At 55.6% G+C, this 22,827-nt stretch carries 15 protein-coding genes; 8 read left to right on the top strand and 7 right to left on the bottom strand.

Annotated features, from left to right (window positions below):
- Positions 1–68: 68 nt before the first annotated feature.
- Positions 69–2,489 (bottom strand): TonB-dependent receptor, encoded by a 2,421-nt coding sequence (locus G6Q15_RS07730; RefSeq protein ID WP_164117417.1) that lies wholly within the window; start codon positions 2,487–2,489, stop codon positions 69–71.
- 78 nt (positions 2,490–2,567) lie between these two features.
- Here G6Q15_RS07730 and G6Q15_RS07725 point away from each other — a divergent pair, with 78 nt between their 5' ends.
- The 4 genes from G6Q15_RS07725 to G6Q15_RS07710 all read left to right on the top strand — a co-directional run bounded on the left by G6Q15_RS07725 (position 2,568) and on the right by G6Q15_RS07710 (position 9,096).
- Complete coding sequence (locus tag G6Q15_RS07725; RefSeq protein WP_164117414.1) at positions 2,568–4,130, top strand: sulfotransferase; 1,563 nt, start codon at positions 2,568–2,570, stop codon at positions 4,128–4,130.
- Positions 4,131–4,199: 69 nt separating this feature from the next.
- Positions 4,200–5,414, top strand: a complete 1,215-nt coding sequence (locus G6Q15_RS07720; protein WP_205518121.1) for an FAD-dependent monooxygenase — start codon at positions 4,200–4,202, stop codon at positions 5,412–5,414.
- A gap of 232 nt (positions 5,415–5,646) precedes the next feature.
- The gene (locus G6Q15_RS07715; RefSeq protein WP_164117412.1) at positions 5,647–6,858 is read left to right on the top strand and encodes an acetyl-CoA C-acetyltransferase; all 1,212 of its coding nucleotides are present in this window, start codon (positions 5,647–5,649) and stop codon (positions 6,856–6,858) included.
- Between the two features lie 45 nt (positions 6,859–6,903).
- On the top strand, positions 6,904–9,096 hold the full coding sequence (locus G6Q15_RS07710) for a 3-hydroxyacyl-CoA dehydrogenase NAD-binding domain-containing protein (RefSeq protein ID WP_164117410.1): 2,193 nt from the start codon (positions 6,904–6,906) through the stop codon (positions 9,094–9,096).
- Positions 9,097–9,174: 78 nt separating this feature from the next.
- Here the strand turns inward: G6Q15_RS07710 and glpK are convergent, their stop codons facing one another.
- From glpK to ribB, 4 genes are all read right to left on the bottom strand, one after another.
- Positions 9,175–10,653: a glycerol kinase GlpK gene (glpK, locus tag G6Q15_RS07705; RefSeq protein WP_164117408.1), complete on the bottom strand. Its 1,479-nt coding sequence runs from the start codon at positions 10,651–10,653 to the stop codon at positions 9,175–9,177.
- On the bottom strand, positions 10,646–12,166 hold the full coding sequence (locus G6Q15_RS07700) for an SLC5 family protein (protein WP_164117406.1): 1,521 nt from the start codon (positions 12,164–12,166) through the stop codon (positions 10,646–10,648). Before G6Q15_RS07700 ends, glpK begins: the two co-directional genes overlap by 8 nt.
- Positions 12,167–12,262: 96 nt before the next feature.
- On the bottom strand, positions 12,263–12,688 hold the full coding sequence (gene ribH / locus G6Q15_RS07695) for a 6,7-dimethyl-8-ribityllumazine synthase (protein ID WP_164117404.1): 426 nt from the start codon (positions 12,686–12,688) through the stop codon (positions 12,263–12,265).
- Between the two features lie 47 nt (positions 12,689–12,735).
- Positions 12,736–14,028 (bottom strand): 3,4-dihydroxy-2-butanone-4-phosphate synthase, encoded by a 1,293-nt coding sequence (gene ribB / locus G6Q15_RS07690; RefSeq protein ID WP_164117402.1) that lies wholly within the window; start codon positions 14,026–14,028, stop codon positions 12,736–12,738.
- Positions 14,029–14,161: 133 nt separating this feature from the next.
- On the opposite strand from ribB, the gene G6Q15_RS07685 reads away from it, so the two are divergent.
- Entirely contained in the window at positions 14,162–15,025 is an 864-nt protein-coding gene (locus G6Q15_RS07685) for a helix-turn-helix transcriptional regulator (protein ID WP_164117401.1), read from the top strand.
- Between the two features lie 34 nt (positions 15,026–15,059).
- Positions 15,060–16,181 (top strand): hypothetical protein, encoded by a 1,122-nt coding sequence (locus G6Q15_RS07680; RefSeq protein WP_164117399.1) that lies wholly within the window; start codon positions 15,060–15,062, stop codon positions 16,179–16,181.
- 62 nt (positions 16,182–16,243) lie between these two features.
- On the opposite strand, the gene G6Q15_RS07675 is transcribed toward G6Q15_RS07680, so the two are convergent.
- Positions 16,244–18,280: a DEAD/DEAH box helicase gene (locus G6Q15_RS07675; protein ID WP_164117631.1), complete on the bottom strand. Its 2,037-nt coding sequence runs from the start codon at positions 18,278–18,280 to the stop codon at positions 16,244–16,246.
- Between the two features lie 230 nt (positions 18,281–18,510).
- Here G6Q15_RS07675 and G6Q15_RS07670 point away from each other — a divergent pair, with 230 nt between their 5' ends.
- Complete coding sequence (locus tag G6Q15_RS07670) at positions 18,511–19,608, top strand: galactose-1-phosphate uridylyltransferase (protein WP_205518120.1); 1,098 nt, start codon at positions 18,511–18,513, stop codon at positions 19,606–19,608.
- Positions 19,605–20,669: a galactokinase gene (galK, locus tag G6Q15_RS07665; RefSeq protein WP_164117397.1), complete on the top strand. Its 1,065-nt coding sequence runs from the start codon at positions 19,605–19,607 to the stop codon at positions 20,667–20,669. The genes G6Q15_RS07670 and galK overlap by 4 nt, the downstream gene beginning before the upstream one ends.
- Here galK and G6Q15_RS07660 read toward each other — a convergent pair.
- A complete protein-coding gene (locus tag G6Q15_RS07660) occupies positions 20,666–22,816 on the bottom strand; it encodes an alpha-galactosidase (protein ID WP_164117396.1) in 2,151 nt (716 codons plus the stop codon). The genes galK and G6Q15_RS07660 overlap by 4 nt on opposite strands.
- Positions 22,817–22,827: the final 11 nt, after the last annotated feature.

Below are 22,827 nucleotides of genomic sequence, written 5' to 3'. Positions count from 1 at the left end.
GATTGGGCTGATTACAGAAAAACCGCCCGCCCTCAGAAGGAGGACGGGCGGTTTTTCATTTGCATCAATTAGAATTTCTTTTTGACGCGCACACCAATACGCCGCGGCGGTGCGACAAACGTACCGAAGGTCCGCGTATAAACGGGATCGCCATTAATATCGGCAACAGCCTGATCAAACAGCGGCGTGCCACGCACACCGGTTTCACCAAATGTGTTGAAGATATTGTCGGCATAAAGTGTCGCGTTCCAGCCATTGCCGCTTACGCTTAGCGAGGCGTTATGCCGGTCGAAACCTGGCAGTACCAATCCGCCGGCACGGCTACCCGTGCGTGTCAGAACATTGCTGTGCGCGGTAAAGCCGTAGCTGAGCTTCATATCCCAATCACCGGAAATCGGCATGGTGTAATCCGCAAAAAAGCTACCTTGATGCTTAGGTGAACCCGGCAGGCGATCCCCATCCTGGCCATCAACCGGATTTGTACCGAACCCAGGAGGAGTCAGTTCATTGAGCAGCGATGGTGACAGGCCTGAAAGCTGCGCATCCGTATAGCTATATGCACCACGGAAGCTCAGGCGGTCGGTTGCACGTAGCGCCCCGAAAATTTCAAACCCTTTCGATTCAGCGCCTGCGCCGTTAATGGTTATAGGCGAAGAGCCGTTGATGGTTGCTGATGTAACCTGCGGCCCTTTCCAGTCTATATAGTAAACAGCACCATTGAGCGTAAGATCACCACCCATCCACTGCGTCTTGAAACCAAGTTCATAGTTGGTTGTTTCATCTGCCGTAAACTCCAGTTCGTTTGGCAGGCCGCAGATATTCTGCACCGTTACCGTCGGGTCGCATGGATCAAGCCCGTTGGAGTTACCAATACGGAAACCTTGGCTCACTGTCGCATAAAGAAGCGCATCAGGTGTGATCTCATAGGACGTATTGAACTTATACAGGAAGCCATCGTCTTTTTGGTTCGCAGGCGTGAAATCAAGAATGATCTGATCCTGTGGATCTCCAAAGAACACAGTGTTAAGCAGCGGCAGGTCAACGGCAGATTCAGTCTGCAGATCATAGTCGTAATAGCGTCCGCCAACTGTCACCTGCCACGCATCGGTGATCTGGTAGCTGATTTCACCAAAGACCGCCACCTCGGTCAGGTCTGAGTTAAACGGCGCGATATATTCGATCGAATCAGGCCGTAATTGCACACCGCCAAAATTATCGACAGCAAACTGGTCATAACCTGGTGCGAATTCAGTGCTCAGCGCGCGGACTTTTTCATCATTGTAGAAACCGCCAACAATGAAGCTGAACGGACCATCAAAACTGGAAACGAGACGCATTTCCTGTGTAAATATCTCGGTTTCATCTTCCTCAAGCGTGAAGGCCGTGAAATTCGGGAACTGCTCATAGCTATATTCCAAAGTGATCAACAGGTCAGTCTGGTCGCGGTTACCGCGCTCCTTATGCTTGGAATAGCCGGTCGCGGACACCAGTGAAGCAAAACCCAAGTCCAGTTCCGCTTCCAGCGATACCAGTTGGGTTTCACGTTTATTAGGTTCACGCACACGCAGCGCATTCTCATATTTACCGATGGCTACCGGAAAATTGCTAAGGCGGCGCTGTGAAAGCTGACGCCCTTCGGTCCGGGCATCTTGGTAATGATAGGTCAACGTGGCATCAAATGTATTGGACGGGTTGAAACGAAGCGCGGCGCGCGCAGAAAAAGTTTCATCTGTGTTCAAGTCCTTGAGCGGCTTGAAATTGGACGCATCAGCGATATCATCCGGGTTGGAAACCGCGATCTCACGCACTGCATAGGGATAGTCGATAAAGCCGCGGTCATTTGAAAAATCAACCGAACCGCGAAAAGCTATACTCTCACCCAGCGGAATGTTGATTGTCATGCCGGTATCGGTGCTGATACCGCTACCTGACGAATAGGCATAGGCATCACCGCGCAGTTCGCCGCCTATTTCACCCAGCTTGGGTTTGACGGGAATATAACGGATCGCACCACCCAATGTACCCGCACCGTAAAGGGTCCCCTGCGGACCAAGCAGGAATTCAACCCGCTCCATATCGTTCAGCCGCAGGTCAACAAAAAGCGGAATGTCGCCAACATAGGTTGAGACCGCACCACCGCCATCATTATTGCCGTCAAAGGAACCAAGGCCGGTGGCATTCAGGCCACGAAACACGACAGGTGTTCCGGAACGGTTACCCTGATCAAGAATATATACGCCCGGCACGGTCGCCGCAACTTCGCGCAGGTTTTCAAGCCCGCGCGCCTGAAGCTCTTCACCGCCTACAGCGGAAATGTTGATTGGCACATCCTGCACCGTGCCTTCACGACGCGTCGCAGTGACGATAATGACGTCCCTATCGTCATTTTCTGCGCCCTCTTGACTGTCCGTCTGCGCTTGCGCAGTAAATGGCATGGTACTCGCTGCAAGAAACAGCATGGTACGAAACGTATATTTGGGTTTGTTCATAATTTTCTTCCCTCCACTCCCCAGTTACGCGATATTCTGTAACCTGAATGTCATAAAAACAATTGGAAAATTGCTGCAATGCGAAAACACTGGCTGACTGATGCAAAAAAGCAACTGCGCGTGGGGCATTTGCAACAGGCCTATGATCTTGCCTTGGGACGTCTTTCCGAGAACAGATCAGATGCCGATGCATGGGGCATCATGTCACTCGTGGCACTGGAAGGCGGCAATCCAGTAAAATCACTTGAATTATCTGAAAAATCAATAGGTTTTGGTAGTTCGCAGGTCTGGATTCTGGCTGGCAGAGGGCGGGCCCTGCTAACGGCAGGCAGGCAGGATGAAGCACGCGATATGGCGCAGTCAGTTGCTCTGGAAAACTGTTCCGATGCGCTGGAGGCAGACACTATAGGAGTAATTCTGGCGCGTACCGGGCTGCACGAGCAAGCTGTCCCGTTCTTTAACTTCGCAACGGATAAGGATAATAAAAATGCGCAATTTCATTATAATCTGGCAACCTCGTTGCAATTTATTGGCGAACTGAAAGAGGCAGCCAGTACCTATCGCAGTGTCCTGGCGATGGACCCGGCCTTCCATCGCGCACGCCTTGCCCTTGTTCAGCTAGAGCCACAAGGTGATGAAGATCTGGTCCGGATCGAACGCCTATTTGCCAACCACCACGAGGATGCTGACAGCGCCCTGCAACTCGGTCACGCCGCCGCCAAAATCCATGAAAGTCGCGGCGAACATCAAAAATCACTCAACTGGCTGCATGAAGCCAAAAGGCTGAAGCATCAGCAGGTCAGTCATGAAAGAGATTGGGTGAACGCTCTATTCAAGGCGGCAAATACACACACAGTTGATATTTCCGATACAAAAGCCCAAGCGGCAGAAACTCCGCGACATGTGCCAGTTTTCATTGTCGGTATGCCGCGCAGCGGAACCACGCTGATTGAACGCATCATATCCAGTCATAGCGCAGTTGCAACAGCAGGGGAACTTCCGGACCTTGCGCTGCTCGCAAAGCGCAGTAGCAAAACCGTTGGGCCGCATACACTATCCCCTGAGCTTCTGAAAGCGCCCTATGATCCCGGGTTTGTTGGTAAAAACTATCTCATGCGAACACAGACACTCACCGAAAGCAACCAATGCCTGATAGATAAGATGCCGTTCAACTTCTTCTTTGCCGCACATATATTGGAAAGCATGCCCGGCGCGCGCATTGTCATGGTCCGGCGCGACCCGCGTGATACAGTCTTTGCCAATTACCGGCAGCTTTTTGCCACTGATTTCGGTTATTACAACTATGCCTATGACCTGGAAGACACGGCGCATTTTGTGGCGCATTTTGTCAGGCTTGCGGATCATTGGCGGAGCATATTGCCAGCGTCACATTATCATGAAATCCATTATGAAGACGTGATTTCAAACCAGGAAAGCGAAAGCCGCAGGCTCATTGATTTCCTGGGCCTGGACTGGGAAGGTGCCTGCCTCAATTTTCACAAGAATGCTGCACCTGTAGCCACGGCTAGTTCAGTGCAGGTACGTGCACCCATTCATTCCAAATCTGTCGGTCAGTGGAAACGTTATGGTGAAAGCGGTGAACTTGTGAACGCTGCCCTGCAGAAATTCGCGGAAGAATAGCGCAACTTTCATCCATATGCATATTGGGCATATACATATCGGGTAACTTTCCCACTGGCCAAAAGCGCCATGGCCAGCAATAACAACTTGATGACCGGTGTGGTTCGAACAGCGATTATAACAGGTGGCGGCATTGGCGGGCTGACAGCTGCGCTGTGCCTGCATCATTTTGGTTGGCATGCACGGATTCTGGAACGTGCAGATACACTCGAAGAAGTGGGTGCGGGTATCCAGATCAGTCCGAATGGCATGCGGGTTTTTCAAGCGCTTGGCCTTGCGGAAAAGGTGGTAGTAGCCGGTTTCCTGCCGCAAGCCGCCGAAATGTGCGACGGGCAAACGGGCGAGATCATGTTTTCCACGCCACTGGGCAGCGCAGCGACACATCGCTGGGGTGCACCCTATGTACACATTCACCGCGCGGACCTGCTTGCAATATTGGCAGATGCAGTTGCCGAACGCATGCCGGAAGCGATCCAGACAAGCGTTACGGTCACAGGCTATGGCCAGAATAAGAACCGCGCATGGGCCGTTACCGGCAATGACAAGGTTCATGGCGACATTGTCATAGGGGCGGACGGCATTCATTCCACCATACACGCGCAGATGCTCAGCGATGACAAGGCCCGTTTTACCGGTCATGCCGCATGGCGGATGGTGGTGCCGGTTGAGCGCCTCAAAGGCCGCACACCACCGCCAAATGCCACGGTCTGGACAGGCAAGGGCAGGCATGCGGTCACCTATCTATTGCGTGGGGGGCGGCTCGCCAATCTGGTGGGGGTTGTTGAATGCAGTGACTGGACTGAGGAAAGCTGGAGCGCCAGGGGCACACAGGCACAGGCATTGGACGATTTTGCAGGATGGGACCCGATTATCACCCGCATGACAGAACAGGCCGATGCGCACTATCGCTGGGCCATATTCGACCGCCGCCCACCACCGGCTTGGCATGATGGCCGCGCGGTATTGCTGGGCGATGCATGCCACCCCATGTCACCATTTATGGCACAGGGCGCAGTGATGGCTGTGGAAGACGGTTATATTCTGGCCCGTATGCTGGCGGAAAACCCGAACAGCGATGCGGCCTTTACGGCCTATACCCGGCGGCGGCGCGACCGCGTTGCGCGGGTCATCAACACCGCCCGCGACAATGCAAGGCTGTTCCATCAGAAAAGCGCAATCGAACGCGGTCCATTACGCATGGCCTCACGCGCAGCACCCAGTTTCACGGCCCGGCAGCTGGACTGGCTTTACGGACATGACGTGACCAAAGTCGGCGCTGCATAGATTTCAGCACAGCAGGCATAAACACGCAGCAAAAGCAGCTGCCGCAGGTAAAAAATGCACTGAGGCGATTCTTGCCCTTGTGCTGCACTGCACAATCGGCTAGCAGATACGAGATTTAACCGGGCGGTTAAATTTATCCTGTGTACCTGAATTTCGGGCAACCATGCTGGATATTGACCGCCCGGCCCCTATATCTAATGAGACACAAAAGACGTTCCAGGAGACATTTTCGATGACCGAAGCCTATATTTACGACGCTGTCCGCTCCCCGCGCGGCAAAGGCAAATCCGACGGCGCACTGCATGAAATCACAGCGCTCAACCTTTCTGCACAGGTGCTCGGCTCTGTCCGTGACCGCAATGGTCTATCGGGCGGCGAAATCGAAGATGTAGCATTTGGCACAGTCTCCCCTGTCGGTGAACAGGGGGCGGTCATTGGCCGCATGGCAGTATTACAGGCAGGTTATCCCGAAACAACATCAGCTATACAGGTCAATCGTTTCTGCGGTTCGGGCCTTGAGGCGGTAAATATTGCTGCAGGTAAAGTGAAATCGGGTGAAACCGACCTTGCCATTGGCGGCGGCGTTGAGTGTATGAGCCGTGTGCCGATGGGCAGCGATGGCGTCGGCGGCATGGCCGACCCGCAGCTTGCATTCCAGGAATATCTGGTGCCGCAGGGGATTTCGGCCGACCTGATCGCCACCAAATATGGCTATAGCCGCGACGATGTCGACGCCTATGCCGTGGAAAGCCAGAAACGCGCCGCCACCGCATGGAGCGAAGGGCGTTTTGAAAAATCAATTCTGCCGATCAAGGACGTGATTGGCGAAACCATTCTGGAAACCGACGAGTTGATGCGTCCGCAGACCGATATGCAATCACTTGGTTCACTGAACCCCGCATTTCAGGCGATGGGTGAAGCGATGCCGGGCTTTAACGATGTTGCGATGATTAAACATCCTGACATTGAAAAGATGAATCATGTCCACCACGCGGGCAATTCATCGGGCATTGTCGATGGCAGTGCCGCGGTGCTGGTCGGCAACAAGGAAGCGGGCGAGAAATATGGCATGAAACCGCGTGCACGCATTGTTTCCATGGCCTCAATCGGTTCCGAGCCCACTATCATGCTTACCGGCCCTGAATTCGCCGCGCAAAAAGCGCTGAAACGTGCAGGGATGGAAGCCAGCGACATTGATATCTGGGAACTGAACGAGGCGTTTGCTGCCGTTGTACTGCGCTTTATGGATGCGATGAAAGTCGACCATAGCGAAATCAACGTCAATGGCGGCGCAATCGCCATGGGACACCCGCTAGGCGCAACCGGCGCGATGATTTTGGGCACTGTGCTCGACGAAATGGAGCGCACGAACAAACAGACTGCGCTTTCCACGCTCTGCATTGGCGGCGGTATGGGCATTGCCACCATCATCGAGCGCGTTTGACGCAAAAACATCACAGACTTTCAGGACTTTGAGGATATAGACAAAATGACTTACAACACTTTCACTGTAGATGTGGATAGCGACGGCATTGCGCTGGTGACAATCGACCTGCCGGGTCAGTCGATGAATGTCTGGAATGGCGAGCTGATGGCCGAATTCCCGAAATTTGTCGATGAACTGATCAGCAATGACGATATCAAGGGCGCGGTGATTACATCGGGTAAAAAATCCGGCTTTCTCGCCGGTGCCGACCTTAACATGCTTGGTTCTTCCGCGGCATCGACAACTGCCGAAGCGTTTGAACAAGCATTTGCTTTAAACTCCACGCTGCGCAAAATGGAAACAGGCGGACACACGGCCAAGGAAATGCTGAAAGGCGGCGCATATGCCAAGCCGGTTGCCTGCGCCATTAACGGCCTGGCCCTCGGCGGCGGCCTGGAACTGGCGCTTGCATGCCATTACCGCGTCTGTGCCGACAATCCCAAACTCCAGCTCGGCCTGCCTGAAGTGCAGGTTGGCCTGCTCCCCGGCGGCGGCGGCACACAGCGCCTGCCACGCCTGATCGGCCTGCAGGCTGCGGGCATGATGATTATGCAGGGCAAACCCACCAATCCAGCCGCTGCATTGGCGCAAGGCATTGTGAACGAAGTAGCGCCTGCAGATGAAATCGTGGCCAAGGCCAAGGAATGGGTCAAAGCCAATCCCAAAGCCGCCGCACCATGGGATAAAAAGGGGTATAAATTCCCCGGCGGCGCAGGCTCAATGGATCCGCGCGCCGTGCCGATGTATATGGGCGCTGCCGCAATTGCGCTGAAACAGTCCAAGGGCAATTATCCTGCAGTAAAAGCGATCCTGTCATGTCTTTATGAAGGCTCAATGCTGCCAATCGACACGGCGCTGCGTGTGGAAAGCAAATATTTCACGCGGCTATTGTCCGGTCCTGTGGCGCGCAACATGATCCGCACATTGTTTGTGAACAAGCAGGCTGCCGAAAAAGGTGCAGCGCGCCCCGAAGGCATTCCTCCGCTCGAACTCAAAACCGTCGGTGTGTTGGGCGCAGGCCTGATGGGCAGCGGCATCACCCATGTCACCGCAAAAGGCGGCATGGATGTAATCGTGCTGGACCGCAGTGAAGAAGATGCGCAAAAAGCCGTCGATTACACCAAGAAGATTCTCGACAAGCGCGTGTCGCGCGGCAAGATGACACAGGAAAAAGCCGATGCTTTCCTGGCACGCATCAAGCCCACCACTGATTATAACGACCTGAAAGACGTTGACCTTATCATTGAGGCGGTGTTCGAAAATCCCGAGGTCAAGGCTGACGTTATCAAAAAGACTGAAGCGGTTATCGGCAAGGATGTGATTTTTGCATCAAACACATCAACGCTGCCAATCACAGGCCTAGCCGAAAATTCAGAGCGTCCTGACCAGTTTATCGGCCTGCATTTCTTCTCACCTGTTGAAAAAATGCCGCTGATCGAGATCATCCCCGGCGAGAAAACCGGTGATAAGGCACTGGCGGCTGCATTTGATTATAATGCGCGTATCCGCAAGACTCCGATTGTGGTGAAAGACGTGCGTGGTTTCTTCACCAACCGCGTCTTCCCACCCTATGTCAACGAAGCCATGCTGATGGTCACCGAAGGTGTCAAGCCTGCGCTAATCGAAAACGCAGCGCTGCACCTCGGCATGCCGATCGGGCCGCTCGCGCTGACCGATGAGACCACACTGAAACTTGGCTATGACATCCTGCAGTCGACAAAGGCCGCACTGGGTGATGCCTATGTCGATAATGGCGGAGAGGCTTTCCTTGATCTGATGGTCAACAAGCTGGGCCGCTCCGGTCGCCGTTTCGGCAAGGGTTTTTACAACTATGACGACAAAGGCAACCGGCTTGACCTGTGGAAAGGCATGGAGGAGCATTATCCGCTGCTCGAAGATCAACCTTCCGTCGAAGAGGTCAAGGAACGTCTGCTCTATATCCAGCTGATCGCCACGGCAGAATGCTATGACGAGGAAGTTGTAAGCGATCCACAATCAGCGGATCTAGGCGCGATTTTCGGTTGGGGCTTCGCGCCCTATACCGGCGGTCCAATCAGCTATATCGACACGGTTGGTGTCGACAGTTTCGTCCGCACCGCCGACAGCCTGGCCCAGCGCCACGGCGAACGCTTCAGCCCACCCCGGTCATTCCGCGACATGGCAGACAAGGGTGAGACCTTTTACAAAGCGGCGTAAAGCTGGAAAGGTAGATACGAAAAAAGGGCGGTTACCGGGCATGGTAACCGCCCTTTTTTTAATGCGTATAAGGCTCATTCAGGCAAGTGCTTTGTCCAGTGCATCGTTCCAGCCTTGGATCCTTGCATGGCGCGTTTGATCGTCCATTGACGCGTTAAATTCTCTAGTGCCCCCGCGCATAACAGAAGCTTCCGCCAGATCAGCATAATGCCCTGCCCCCACTGCCGCGAGCATCGCTGCGCCGAGCGCCGTCGTTTCTGTAAAGGCGGGCCGTTCGACCTTCACATCCAATATATCCGCCAGGTCCTGTGCCATCCAGTCATTGGCGACCATGCCGCCATCGATACGCAGTTCCGCCCAGTCTACGCCATCGGCAGCAAAGGCAGATTTGAGGTCATATGTCTGGTGCGACATGGCTTCCAGCGCCGCGCGCGCCACATGCGCTTTTCCAGTCGCAAAACTCAGCCCGCTGATCGCCGCACGCGCGTCACTACGCCAGTGCGGCGCCCCCAGACCCGACAGCGCAGGCACCAGATAAACGCCGCCATTATCATCAACGCTGCGCGCCATCTCCTCTGTCTCAGCCGCGCTGCTCAGCAGACCCAGATCATCGCGCAGCCACTGCACCAGCGATCCGGCAACAAAGACCGAGCCTTCAAGTGCGAATACCCGTTCGCCGTCCAGCTGCCACGCGATGGTGGAAAGCAGCCGGTGCCTTGATATTCGCATTTCGCGCCCTGAATTGGTCAGCACGAACGCGCCCGTGCCATAGGTCGCCTTGGTCTGACCCGGTTCCAGACAGGACTGGCCGATAGTGGCCGCCTGTTGATCGCCCGCCATGCCGCATATCGGAATAGGTGCACCAAACAGCTCCGGCGCCGTCATTCCTATTTCACCCGCACAATCGACAATCGCAGGCAGAATATCCTGCGGGACGCCAAACAGTTCGCACAATCCCTCATCCCAGATACCATGCTGTATATCCATCAATGAAGTGCGCGACGCATTGGTGGCGTCGGTGACGTGCCGTGCTCCGCCACTTTGTAACGTCAGCCGGTAAACGAGATAGCTTTCCACTGTCCCTACGGCCAGATTATCGCCCGCCTCTTTCAGCTGCGGCCAGTTATCAAGCGCCCAGCGTATCTTGCTTGCCGAAAAATAGGGATCGAGCAGCAGGCCTGTCGTGACCTGCACCGCTTCCTCATGCCCCGCCGCTTTCAGCGCATCACATGCCTCCGCCGTGCGCCGGTCCTGCCACACGATCGCAGGTGCGAGCGGTGCGCCCGTGCGCCGGTCCCAGAACACCACCGTTTCACGCTGATTGGTGATACCGATCGCGGCTATCACCCCGACCCCGCCTGCTTTGGTTACCATTTCCTGCGCACAGGCCAATGTATGCTGCCAGATTTCCTCGGCATCATGTTCAACCAGACCCGCTGCAGGATAATGCTGGGTTAGTTCCTTTTGCGCGCTGCCCCGCGGCGTGCCGTCCATGCCGAACAGCATGGCACGGGTAGATGTCGTACCTTCATCAATTACCAATATGGTTTCAGCCACCAGTCACCACTCCTGCACCTTCATTACCGCGCCAGCCAAATGTCGCATTGCCGCCATAGACAATCCGGTTAACCAGCAGCGCGACCAGCACTGATGTCACCAGCACGATCACCATCACGTCAATATAGTGCAGCCAGCCAAAACCGAAATGCTGGTACACATTTTCGCCCGCATAGACCGCGTCTTCACGGTAGAGCACGAAATTGTGGAATGCATAGAGCAGGAAGCCCCAGACTAGCCCGGTAATGGCCGCGCGCGCATCGACGCCGCGAAACAGCAGCCCGACGACAAACACCGACAGGATCGGCATGGACAGGAAGCCGTTCAGTTCCTGCAGCAGGTTGATAATGCTTTCCGCGCCAGCATAGATCGGCACCAGTATAACCGCCAGCACCGTTGCGGCGATGCCCACTATGCGGTTCAGGCGCGCCGCATTAGCATCCGCATTGACGAATGGTTTGTGGATATCGACCGTGTACAGCGTGGTGGTGGCGTTGAGGATCGCCGAATATGTGGTGAGCACTGCCGCCGCGATCATCGCTGCAAACATGCCGCTGGTCCAGCTGGGCAACACTTCGGCAACCAGCATGCCATAGGCGCGGTCACCAACATCGCCAAATAGCTTGTACGCCACCACACCTGGCACCACGACAATCGCGGGGATAATGAGGAAACGTACAAAAGCCGCCGCCATGACGCCTTTTTGCGCCTCTTTCACTGTCGGCGCGGCGAGCGCCTTTTGCGTGATATTCTGATTGGTGCTCCAATAGAATATCTGGATCAGGATCATGCCGGTAAAGAGTGTATGAAAAGGAATTGGCGAGTCATTGGAACCAATCATGCTGAGCCGCTCCACCGGGACACCGGTGACAATGTCGAAATCAACCGCCTGCAGCGCAAGGAACACTACCGCCAGCGCCAGCGCCAATATGCCAACGCCGCTATAGGTATCGAGCACCGCCACCGCGCGCAGGCCGCCCAGTATCGCGTACGCCGCACCGACAGCGGCAAATATCGCGGCAATCGCCACTACGCTGGTTTCCACCCCGAACAGCGACTGCATGAACAGCGCGCCGCTGTAAATCACGGCGGGCAGGTAGACGAAAATATTGCCAAACAGGAACAGTGCCGAAATTGTCGTGCGCACGTTCCGCTGGTTATAGCGCTTTTCGAGCAGTTCGGTGACTGTAGTGCAATTGGCACGGTAATAAATTGGTACAAACACAAAGGCGAGAATGGAAAGCCCGACAATAGCCGAGAGCTCCCACCAGGCCAGCAGCAGCATCTGATTGCCGTTCATGCCGACAAGCTGGTCAGTCGACAGATTGGTAAGCGTGATCGCACCTGCGATGAAAAACCAGTTCAGCCCGCCGCCGGCAAGGAATACTTCCTTGGAAGATCCGTCCTCACCCGCACCCTTGCCGCGCACCTTGAAATAGACCAGCGCCGCGACCAGCAGCATCAATCCGATGAATACCGCAAACTGGACCGCACTGTCGCCGCTGCTCAGCATATGTTTCTCCCCTTTGCCCTGTTATATTCTTTGACAGGCAAGGGGTAACACTATGGGATCAGCATGAAAGTGCAAGCAGGTTGATGTGCCCGGGTTTCATCGTCCCGCAAAACTGTCTGCAAGCTCAAGCATTTTGATGGCCGCAATCGCAGCTTCACCGCCTTTGTTCTTTTGCATCTTGTCAGCACGTGCCAATGCTTGTGCCTCATTTTCAACGGTCAAAATACCATTGCCAATGGCCGCACCATCAAGCGTCAGCGCCATGATGCCGCGCGCACTTTCATTGGACACAACCTCAAAATGATAGGTTTCCCCACGCAGCACGACGCCCAGTGCTACAAAGCCATCATATTTCTGCGCATCTATCGCCAGCGATATCGCGACCGGCACTTCAAGCGCGCCCGGCACGGTCACCGTTTCATGGCTATGCCCCGCCGTATCCAGCGCGTCACGCGCACCTTCGAGCAGCATATCATTGAGATGGTCGTAAAACCGTGCTTCCACGATCAGGAAATGGGCCATGTTTTTGTCCTTTTAAAAATTCGTTTTTTTGGCAGCCGACGGGCAGCTCAGCCTCTATCGGGACCGGTAGGTACAGCTTTCTGTCCTACAATGCGCAGGCCATAGGCGTCCAGCCCGACCAGGTCATGGCTGGTATTGGTGAGCAATGTCATGTCTTGCACCCCAAGCTCTGCCAACACCTGCGCGCCAACGCCATAATCGCGCAACTGATCCATCGGTGGGCCTTTTTCACCCGCCAACTTGCGCACCTGATTGGTGAGCGCGCTGGGGCCAGACTGGTTTATCATCACGATGACTCCGGCGCCTTCTTCAGCGATAATCTTCATCGATTCGGCCAGCATGCCCGACTGTTTGTTTTCAGCCGCAAACACATCGTTGAAGACCGACAGCGCATGCATGCGTACCAGCGTCGGTTTGCCGGGGTTGATATGTCCTTTTTGCAGTACGATCTGCTCGGTTTCGGTGGCCGTGTTGAAATAACTGATTGCTTTCCACAAGCCGCCATATTCACTTTGCAGATCAGCCTCGGCGCGTTTTTCAACCAGGTGGTCATGGCGCAGGCGATAGGCGATAAGGTCACGGATCGTGCCGATCTTCATACCGTGTTTATGGGCAAAGCCGATCAGGTCATCGAGCCTCGCCATCTCTCCATCATCCTTCATGATTTCGCAAATCACACCTGATGGATTAAGCCCGGCAAGCCGCGAGACATCGACCGCGGCTTCAGTATGCCCGGCGCGTACCAGCACGCCGCCATTGCGCGCCTGAAGCGGGAATACATGACCCGGCGCGACAATATCGTCTGGCCCCTTGGACCGGTCGATCGCGACCGCCACGGTGCGTGCGCGGTCGGCGGCGGAAATACCGGTGGTCACGCCCTCGCGCGCCTCAATCGAAACGGTAAATGCCGTCTGATGCTGCTCACGGTTATCCGCTGTCATCATATTGAGGCCCAGCTCATCGACACGATTTTTGGTCATGGCAAGGCAGATCAGTCCGCGGCCGTGCGTCGCCATGAAATTGATCGCATCAGGCGTGGCCATTTGTGCGGGGATAATCAGGTCACCCTCATTTTCCCGGTCCTCATCATCAACCAATATGTACATGCGGCCGTTACGAGCCTCGTTGATGATTTCCTCTGCACTCGCCATCACCGCACCCGCATCCTGCGCCAGGAAGTTTTCCAGCTTCCCAAGCGTATCCGCTGTAGGATTCCAGTCATCCTCACCCAACCTTCTGAGCGAATTGGCATGCAAACCCGCCGCCCGTGCCAATCCAGCACGCGTGGTTTCTCCATCTTCAATAATGGCGGTTATTCTCTCAATTAATTGCGCGGACATAGGCACGACTCCGTTAGATATCACATTGCAGTGTGATACATGTGCAATACAATCACATCAAGATATTATTTCCGGCAATTGCCATGTCTGCTCAAATATATATGATGCCGTAACGTCAAAAGGAATGCCAATCATGCCCATGGCCGACAAGGCGATATATGACAGCGCGGCCCCGACACATTGTCTGGGCCAGTATCAGGCCTGGGAAACCGAAAGAATCTCACCGGCCATGGATATGGTCTGGATCAGCGAGGCCCATCATGTGAGCCCGCAGCCACACCGCGTTCTGCCCCATGGTGAGCCCAGTGTGGCGATCCTGCGCACGCACGGCAGCGATGGGCATATTTCGGGCACAAGGCTTGTCATTTGCCGCGGATCAAATACAGCGCACTGGTATATCCCGCAGCCGCGTGAAGAGTTGATCGCTGCTCGGCTCAAGCCTGAATATTCGGCACGTATATGTGGCTTTTCACCTACGGATATCTGTCATGACATGCCCAATGTTCTCGATATTGCATATGATATGCGAGTACATTTTTCTGCCTCTCTCAAGGCTGCTGAAGCGAGCCACGTCCATGATGTGGCCGCCGCGCTGGCAAGCGACATCCGCCAATTTTCCCGAAACATGTCTTTTGCCGAGACCCCGGAAAATGCCGCTCTTGATATCCTGCGGCGCTGTGGTGGACGGATACGCACGCGCGCCATTGCACGCACTTTGGAGATTAGCGAACGGCATTTGCGGCGGCGCTTCAGCTGTGCATTTGGGCAATCCCCCAAATCCTATGCGCGCCATCTGCGCGTGACAGGCACTGCGCTGCATGCCGACAAGCTGGAAAGTCCCGATTGGGCACAGCTGGCCTATGCCTCGGGCTTTCACGATCAGGCGCACATGATAAACGAGTTCAAAGCACTGATCGGCCTCACTCCCCAGTCACTGTATAAAGAAAGGCGGGCCTTGGCCGTTTTTTGCAATAACTCACGCCCCGCCGCAGATTAAGCTTCTCTCTATCCAGCTGGACAGGAGACTTCTTATGACGCGTTTCATCATTTTCTTCCTGACACTATTTTCCCTTGCTCCGCTCGTTCCCGCGCATGCACAGGAAAAAGCCATTGAATATCAGGGGCAGACGTGGCGCATCGCAGCACAGGAAGCGGGGGTGGAAACCTATCTGGGGCGTGAGGCTATTAAACTAACGGGCGGAAGGTTATGGGCCGATGATATTGTGTTCAGCGACGGTGTGATCAGCTTCGATACCGCCTATGCGGAACAACAGATTTTCATTGGTGCAGGCTGGCGCGCGCAAAATGATAGCCGATATGAGGAAATGTACTTTCGCGGACACCTGAACAAGAAACCGGATGCATTGCAATATACGCCAGTTGAAAATGGCAATAGTGCGTGGCAGATTTTTTCGGATACCAATGCCACTGGCCCCGTCTCACAAAAGTTTGACGACTGGAACCGTGTCAAAATAGTCGTGCAGGGGGACAGTGCCGATATCTATTTCAATTCCAGCGCGCCTGTGCTGCACATTCCCGACCTGAAAACCGATATTGCCACTGGAAAAGTCACCCTGCGCAGCTCGGGTCGCGGCTCAGGGCCGACATATTTTTCCAACGTCGTGATACGCCCTCTGGCAGAAGGGGAAGGGGTTATCGGAACCGCAAAACCATCTGCGGAACTTCCCGAAGGCCTTGTAAAGATATGGAAGGTTTCATCAGTCTTCCATGAAGACAGGGTCAGGGATGCCCTGTCTGTTGATGCTACCGATTTCGCCGACCTGTCGTGGCAGTCACTGGACACAGAGACCAATGGCATTACCAACCTGTCAAAAATATCGCGGCGACTGGATAATAGCGGCACAGTTTTCGTGCACCTGAAAGTCACTTCGAACATCGAACAGATGAACGAATTGCGCTTTGGCTATTCCGACCGGGTGCGCATCTACCTAAATGGCAAACGCATCTATTACGGCAATGCCGGATGGCGTGTGCGGGATTACCGCTTTCTGGGCACGGTCGGTTTTTTTGACTCTGTGGGGCTAGATCTGAAACAGGGTGATAATCACGTCATCATCGCCGTTTCAGAAACATTTGGCGGGTGGGCCTGGGCAGGGGCTATCAAAGACCAGAGCAACATCACGCTAGAGTGAGATATATTTGGACCATCATAGTACGGCATAGTGCGGACAAACCGGCACGGCTTTATACGTGATTATTTCTTGCCCGGGCCTTTGCCGCCTTTGAAACCGCCCTTGCCTTTAAAAGGAGGACGCCCGCCCAGCTTTCCGCCGGACTTGCCCTTGGGTTTGCCGCCATATTTTGGTTTCAGTTTGGCGGGACCGTTATTGGCTTTCGATTTGAAATCACCGCGCGGGTTGTCGCTGCTCCGCTTTTTGAAATCACCGGCCTTCGCATCACGATCGTCGCGCTTTTTGAAAGCATCGCCGCTTTTTTTAAACCCGCCATCGCGTTTCTTAAAGTCTCCGCCGCGCTTTTTGAAGCCGTCTTCCTTGCTGCGCGGTGCATATTTGCCGCCCCGGCCTTTATAGCCTCCACCGCCGCCATCACGCCGCCCCCCTCCTGGCCCAGCACCTCTGGAACCGCCAAAGCCGCCCTTGCGGTTCTGCTTGGCAAGGTCGCGGGGTTTGCCTTCAAACTGCACAATATTGATATCATCGGTATCATCATTGCCCGCGCCTTCGGTCCGGCCAAGAGCATCGATGAATTTGGCAGACACCTTGCGCGGTACCTCAAAATACGTTTCGTTCGCGGCAATACGGATCGCACCGATTTCATTTTTGGTAATATGGCCGCGGCGGCACAGCACTGGCAAAATCCAGCGGGCATCGGCGCGCTGATTATGGCCGACATCCATTTTGAACCAGACTGTGTCCTCAAACCCGGCCCGCGGTTGCCCACGCTCCTGTTGCGCCTGTCCGCGGTCGAGCATCTGCTCTGGCGCCGGCATTTTGGCACGGTGCGCCTGCACCAAAGCGGCGGCGATATCCTCGGCGCTTTTTTCTGCCAGCAAACGCTGTGCCAGCGCCTTATCTTCCTCATCGACCTCAACCGGTTCCAGCAAAGTTGCCATCAGGCGCTCACTGTCATTCTTGCGGATATCGGCGCGGCTGGGCGCCTCCATCCATTCCGCCTTGATCTTCGCACCGCCCAGCATCCGCTCGACTTTCTTGCGCCGCTGATATGGCACAACCATCACCGCTGTGCCCTTTTTGCCTGCGCGCCCGGTACGGCCCGAACGGTGCTGCAATGTCTCTGCATCGCGCGGTATTTCCACATGGATCACCAGCGACAGGCTGGGCAGATCCAGTCCGCGCGCGGCCACATCGGTTGCCACACACACTCGCGCACGCTTGTCACGCAGCGCCTGCATCGCCTGATTCCGCTCGCTCTGTGTATGCTCGCCCGATAGCGCCACCGCACTAAAGCCGCGATCAACCAGCGAGCTGTGTAGTCGGCGAACAGCTTCGCGTGTGCCGCAGAACAGCATCGCCGATTCGGCTTCATGGAAACGCAGCAGGTTTACGACCGCGTTTTCCGTATCGGCTGGGGCAACGGTGACAACCTGATAGCTGATATCGCCATGCCCGCGATCTTCACCGACAGTGGAAATGCGCAGCGCATCGTTTTGATAGCGTTTGGCTAGTTGCACAATCGGTTTCGGCATAGTGGCTGAAAACAGCAACGTACGGCGCTCTTCCGAAGGCGTGGCGTCAAGAATTTCTTCCAGATCATCGCGGAAACCCATGTCGAGCATCTCGTCTGCCTCATCGAGCACAACGGCTTTGAGATTCGACAGATCGAGCGCGCCACGTTCAATATGGTCACGCAAGCGTCCCGGCGTTCCGACCACCACATGCGCGCCATGGCGCAAGTTGCGACGTTCTTTCGATGCATCCATCCCGCCAACACAGGTGGCGATATGCCCGCCCGCCTGTTTATACAGCCAGCCCAGTTCACGGCTGACCTGCAGTGCAAGTTCACGCGTCGGCGCGATAATCAGCGCGCGCGGTTCGCGCAAAAACGGGAAATTGCCGCTTTCTTCCAGCAGCTGCGCCGCAATGGCAAGGCCAAAAGCAACAGTTTTGCCTGATCCGGTCTGCGCCGACACGATCATGTCGCGGCCATCAGCCTCAGCTTCAAGCACGGCGGCCTGTACTGCGGTGGGTTTGGCATATTCGCGCTCGGTAAGGGCAGCGGCTATGGTGGCGGGCAGGCTCGAAAAAGGCATGAAAATCCAGTAAATATATGGCCAGCCGGAATGTCTCACCGGAGGGCGCCTAAAAAAATATATCGCGATTCTGTGAAAGGACGGCGCTTGCGCCCGCGATTGCATATCAGCGCTATAGCGGCAAAGCGACCACTTGCATAGCGTTATGTTGCAGTGCAGCGAAAGCGTATAAAAACCCTGAAAGCATAAATAGCTTGAAAACCGGCGCGTTACCCTCTTTGTCTATGCCCATGAATGATCGGCAGGATATCTTGGACCATGCACCCCGCGGGAAGATGATTCACCGGCGGCATCTGGTAAAACCGGATAGACGTGATGTGATGCTCTATGGCTATCGCCCGCATGACGGGAGAATTGCCGAAGACATGCTGGTTGGTGGGCCAAAAGAGGCTGAACTGCGTTACCATCCGCTCAGGCAGGACTGGTCTGTTTATGCCAGTGGGCGACAGAACCGGACCTTCAAGCCATCAACGGTGGATGATCCGCTGTCCCCTACATTGCCGGGCGGCAATGCCACCGAAATACCGTTTGCCGATTTCGAGCTGGCGATATTTGAAAACCGTTTTCCCAGCTTTAGCGGACTAGGCGAAAATGAAACGCACGAAATAGGTGCCCCCGCAGGCGTGCAGACCGCCCCTGCAACCGGCCGATGCGAAGTGGTGGTATATGCAAAGGAAGGTACGGGCAGCCTGGCCACATTGTCGCAGGAGCGCCGCGAACTGCTGGTCCATGCATGGATTGATCGTTACCGGGAGCTTTATGGAGCCGGTGCTGCCTATGTTCTGCCATTTGAAAATCGCGGTGAGGAAGTGGGCGTAACACTACACCATCCGCATGGTCAGATTTATGCTTTTTCAATCGTCCCGGAAGTGCAGCGCAAGGCGGCAGAGGCATTTGCAAGCGGATATGACCTCGCGGCGCATATGCAGGATTGGCAAGGCGCATATGGCGTGGCCGAGCAATCGGGCGTGCTGGCCTTTGCCCCGCCCTTTGCACGCTTCCCCTATGAAATATGGATCGCACCTACACAGCGCCGCACCGGGCTCTGGGACATGGACGATGCCGAAATCTCCGGCTTCGCGCATCTTCTGGGCGATGTAACACGGCAGTATGATGCATTTTTCGGGCGTGAATGTCCCTATATGCTCAGCCTGCATGCCGCGCCAGCAGGAAAACACGATAACTGGCATTTCACGGCACAATTCTATCCGCTACTGCGCTCTGCCGATAAGGTGAAATATCTGGCATCGGTGGAACAGTCGACAGGGCTGTTCACGGTAGATGTCGCACCCGAAGATGTGGCATGTGCGCTGCGGGAACTGTCGTGATAGACGAAACCTATGCCGCTATATTCGCCGCTGCGCCCACCGCCAGCGCCATGGCGCATGGCAGGGTCAACCTGATTGGCGAGCATATAGATTATAATGGCGGCATGGTGTTGCCCACCACGATAGGAAACGCCACACATGTTGCCGTGGGGCCATCGGATGATAGCAGTCATGCGATTTACTCGGCGCAATATGGCGAAGCGGTTCGGCGCGGCATTGATACCGCCTTTGATGGGCACTGGTCTGATTATATCGCAGGTGCACTCGCCAAGGGTGCAGAGAATGGACTGATCAAAAATCCGATGCGCGTTGCGGTGGACAGCAGTGTCCCGGGCGGCGCAGGTCTGTCTTCCTCTGCCTCCGTCACAGTGGCAGTGCTCAAAGCACTGGCGGAACATGCGGGGCAGCATGTGGCGGATGTCGATATCGCACGATGGTCACAGCAGGTCGAGCATGAATATATTGGCGTGCCCTGCGGTATCATGGACCAGATGGCAGTGGCGATTGCGAGCGAGAAACAGGCACTGGCTCTTGAAACCGATACGCTCGCGCATACGCTCATCACGCTGCCTGACGATCATCATTTCGCGGTACTGCATTCGGGCATTATCCGCAAGCTGGATGAGGGCCGCTATGCCGAGCGGCGGCAGGAATGCGAAGACGCAGCAGCCGCGCTGGGTGCCGATTCGCTGTGCCAATTGAATGAAGCACAGGTGGCCGCGATAGAGTGCCTGCCCGAGGTGCAGCGTAAACGCGCGCGCCATGCCCATAGCGAGCACCGCCGCGTGTTGGCCGCTATTGGCGCTTTATGTGCAGGTGACATGGCGGCATTTGGTGCGCAGATGGATGCGAGTCATATATCCATGCGCGATGATTTTGAAATCACGACACCCGAAATTGATGCCATTGTCGAAGCAGCCCGCCAGCACGGTGCGATGGGTGCACGCATGACGGGCGGCGGTTTCGGCGGCTGTATCGTCGCCTGCGTACCGGTGGATATACTGGAAAAATGGAAAGCCGCCATGGCACAGGATTTCCCAGCCACGCGCTATATCGCTTAAACAGCCTCAATCTCCAGCACGATACAGCTTTCGGGGAACAGCACCGGCAGCTGCAGTCCGACCTTCATCAGTATATCCCCGCTGGCCACGATGCCTTCGCCCATAAGCGCGGAATTTTCAAGCCGATGCGGCGTCGGAGTATGGGGCTGGATGGGCCAGACGCACTTCAGCCGGTAGTGCCGCGCAGCACCAAGCCCGGGAAAGCGCAGCATGCCCGGCAAGGTTTCCGGCATGCTGCCGATCTGCGCATAGGAGAACAGCGCCGATGCCTTGTCCTTCGCCACCACACCGATAATATTTTGCCAATCCGCGGCATTGATGCGAACAAATTGCCCGCTATGCAACAGGTCCCGTTTCGCCTTGTACAGCCCGATAGCATCTGCCAGCACAACTTTTTCACGTTCGGACATGCGCGTGATATCGGCTTCCACACCCATATGCCCGAACAACGCAGTGGCGGCGCGCAGCTCAATCGACAAAGTGCGCCGCGTGATATGACACACCTCAGGTCCGACATGCGCGCCCATCACTTCCAGCGGAAAGAAATGCGATGCGCCGCGCTGAATCGCCTGCCGGTCAAGCGCATCGTTGCTGTCCGATGTCCAGATACGATCAGTATGCGCCAATATGCCATAGTCGGCGCGCCCGCCGCCACTCGCGCAGCTTTCAATTTCAACCTCAGGATGCGCAGTGCGCAGCCGTTCAATCAAGGCATAGACCGCACGCACCTGTTCTCCAGCGACCACACGCCCGTCGCCGCCCGGATGACTGATATCGCGGTTCATATCCCATTTGAGATAATCAATGGCATTGTCACGAAGCAGCGCATCAATTTGACCGAACAGATTATCGCTGACCTCCCTCCGGGTCAGGTCAAGCACATATTGATTGCGAAATGGCACCTGTTCCACATCCGGTATGCACAATATCCAGTCTGGATGCGCGCGGTACAGATCGCTATCCGCATTTACCATTTCCGGTTCTACCCATAACCCGAATTCCATCCCCAGGCCGTGCACATGGTCAATCACAGGCTTCAGTCCACCCGGATAGACAGACCGGTCCACCTGCCAGTCACCCAGCCCCGCCGCATCACCGCGCCGCCCCAGAAACCAGCCATCATCCAGCACGAACCGCTCCGCACCCATTTCCGCAGCCGCGCCGGCAAGTGCCATCACCTTGCCGGGTTCATGCGCAAAATAAATTGCTTCCCATGTGTTGTAATGCACAGGCCGCGACTTGCCCAAGACACGCTTATCTGCCAGTCGCGTACGGTAAAATTCATGCAGCCTGCCCGAAATATCCGACAGGCCTGATGCAACGTAGCAGGCATAGACAGGCGGCGTTTCATATGCCTCGCCCGCGCTCAGTTGCACCTCGCCGGGAAACAGTTTTTCGCCTGCCTGTATCACAACCTGCCCATCCATCTGCCGGTCCGCGCGCAGCATATGATTGCCGCTCCACCCCAGATGCACGGCTATGCATGGCCCCGCCTGTTCATGTGTCTGCGGCGCACAGAATATTGCGCCGGGAAATCTATCATGCGAAGTGCGGCCCCGCCGGTTTTCAATAACAAAACCGCCTTGGCCCAACCGCTGCCGCTCGCTTTGGAACTCATGCGCCCAACGGCCTGAAAAATGGATGATGTCATCCATACCATGCAGCAACGGCAGGCAAAGCGCAGCGGCCCGGTCAATTGTGAGGAGCATATCACCGGTATTGGTGAAGCGCGTCCAGGCTGTCAGAACACCGCTATGTGCATCCACTGCGACAACATAAAGCACGCCAATACCGCATAGGTCATCGGCGCAGTGGATATCCAACCTTTGCCCATCCGACTGTACGTCCATGATACGAAATACAGGTGCCCAGTCATGGCCGTCACGATGCCCGTCAAATCCGGTGGGGCCAGCAAAACCGGTCCCGCTTTCACACGACAGGCTCAATGGAACGACAGTATCCGCCCCGCCCTGCGCGTTCTGCCGTGTGGTCAGTGATACAAGCGCAGACATATCCGCATCCGGCTCCAGCCGCGCACCCCAATAGACTATCTGCGGCATGCCTCCGACAGGCGCATGCACGGCTAGGCTGGAATCGCCCCCTGTCAACAGAAACACGTCTTTCGGATCGATTGGTGTTGCAGTCATCCGCAACAGGT

It is taken from the genome of Sphingorhabdus sp. Alg239-R122, assembly GCF_900537065.1.
Taxonomy (GTDB): Bacteria; Pseudomonadota; Alphaproteobacteria; order Sphingomonadales; family Sphingomonadaceae; genus Alg239-R122.
The sequence above is the reverse complement of the archived record's forward strand: the minus strand, read 5'-3'. Positions and strand labels throughout refer to the sequence as shown.

Coding starts and splice junctions, on each gene's coding strand:
- G6Q15_RS07685 (WP_164117401.1), top strand. CDS start 14,162: ATGCCCATGGCCGACAAGGCGATATATGACAGCGCGGCCCCGACACAT.
- G6Q15_RS07720 (WP_205518121.1), top strand. CDS start 4,200: ATGGCCAGCAATAACAACTTGATGACCGGTGTGGTTCGAACAGCGATT.
- G6Q15_RS07700 (WP_164117406.1), bottom strand. CDS start 12,166: ATGCTGAGCAGCGGCGACAGTGCGGTCCAGTTTGCGGTATTCATCGGA.
- ribB (WP_164117402.1), bottom strand. CDS start 14,028: ATGTCCGCGCAATTAATTGAGAGAATAACCGCCATTATTGAAGATGGA.
- G6Q15_RS07680 (WP_164117399.1), top strand. CDS start 15,060: ATGACGCGTTTCATCATTTTCTTCCTGACACTATTTTCCCTTGCTCCG.
- G6Q15_RS07660 (WP_164117396.1), bottom strand. CDS start 22,816: ATGACTGCAACACCAATCGATCCGAAAGACGTGTTTCTGTTGACAGGG.
- G6Q15_RS07675 (WP_164117631.1), bottom strand. CDS start 18,280: ATGCCTTTTTCGAGCCTGCCCGCCACCATAGCCGCTGCCCTTACCGAG.
- G6Q15_RS07725 (WP_164117414.1), top strand. CDS start 2,568: ATGCGAAAACACTGGCTGACTGATGCAAAAAAGCAACTGCGCGTGGGG.
- G6Q15_RS07715 (WP_164117412.1), top strand. CDS start 5,647: ATGACCGAAGCCTATATTTACGACGCTGTCCGCTCCCCGCGCGGCAAA.
- G6Q15_RS07710 (WP_164117410.1), top strand. CDS start 6,904: ATGACTTACAACACTTTCACTGTAGATGTGGATAGCGACGGCATTGCG.
- ribH (WP_164117404.1), bottom strand. CDS start 12,688: ATGGCCCATTTCCTGATCGTGGAAGCACGGTTTTACGACCATCTCAAT.
- G6Q15_RS07730 (WP_164117417.1), bottom strand. CDS start 2,489: ATGAACAAACCCAAATATACGTTTCGTACCATGCTGTTTCTTGCAGCG.
- G6Q15_RS07670 (WP_205518120.1), top strand. CDS start 18,511: ATGAATGATCGGCAGGATATCTTGGACCATGCACCCCGCGGGAAGATG.